This is a genomic window from Rhizobium sp. P1_C7, assembly GCF_056406295.1.
Map to the genome: position 1 here is coordinate 1 of NZ_JBFUAL010000062.1, position 1133 is coordinate 1133.

Annotated in this window: 2 tRNA genes and 1 rRNA gene; all 3 read left to right on the forward strand. The window is 53.1% G+C overall.

Annotated features, from left to right (window positions below):
• The first annotated feature begins 102 nt into the window (after positions 1-102).
• Positions 103-179, forward strand: a tRNA-Ile gene (locus AC1D2R_RS32095).
• A 93-nt stretch (positions 180-272) separates the two neighbouring features.
• Positions 273-348 (forward strand) — tRNA-Ala (locus AC1D2R_RS32100).
• A gap of 644 nt (positions 349-992) precedes the next feature.
• Positions 993-1133 (forward strand): 23S ribosomal RNA (locus AC1D2R_RS32105); the annotation flags it as partial.

Consider the following 1133-nt stretch of genomic DNA (forward strand, 5'->3'; position numbering starts at 1 on the left):
GCTAGCATGCACGGTATGGCGAACTGCGCCGTCCACGTTTCTCTTTCTTCATGAAGACAAAAAACCGCGCTAGTCCAGTTTTAGCTGGGCCGGTTCCCGAATGGGCCCGTAGCTCAGTTGGTTAGAGCACACGCTTGATAAGCGTGGGGTCGGAAGTTCAAGTCTTCCCGGGCCCACCATTTGCATTTTGCGAATGATGGTCTGGGAATTGATTGGGCGCCTGGCGCGGATTGTTGCCGAACCTGGATTRACGTCCAGGCGATCGAGCTGGAGGGGCTGTAGCTCAGCTGGGAGAGCACCTGCTTTGCAAGCAGGGGGTCAGCGGTTCGATCCCGCTCAGCTCCACCAAATCGATTGGTGTTGAGACTGACGGTAACATCGTAGCGCAAGGCGGCTCGCCAATCGTTTGGCGCCCCCGCGGAGCGCCTTTGGCGCGTGAGCGACGACATTGTCTTCTGAAGAAAAACAAGTTTTGCATCGGCTTTTGCTGATGCCTGTTCTGCATATATCGTGAAGAGAAGATTGATCTGGAGGCTTCCAGGTGTTTTGGGCAATTCTTATGGATTGCCTGGACGTCCGAGCCCAGTTCCTGAGAAACCATGGATGGCCTAGCCGGCTGGATATGGTGGAGGGACTGGAGGTAGGTGGGAAGCTTGTCGCTCTGGGTYGTTGAATTGTTCGCTGTCTTTGACAGGGTCTGATTGACGACCGGATTACCGTTGCCTGACCGCGCGGTATCGGATCCAATCTCGAGAAGCTGGTCTTAAAGATAGACTGCAAGCGAACTGCTCGGCGTAGTTCCAATAAAGCAGATCTATCGAACACGTCGATGGCATCATTAGAAAACGGYGGTTGTAAAAGGTAACCGCTGTATCGCTGGTACGACAAACTCAGGTTTGGCCGTATGACCGGTTTGGAACCCCTTTGAGCGCAAGCGAAAAGGACAAGGAATTCCAAAYCCAGCAAAGATGATGAGCATTGGCAATGAGAACGATTAAGTGTCGTAAGGGCATTTGGTGGATGCCTTGGCATGCACAGGCGATGAAGGACGTGATACGCTGCGAAAAGCCGTGGGGAGCTGCGAATAAGCTTTGATCCATGGATATCCGAATGGGGAAACCCACCTTAAATGC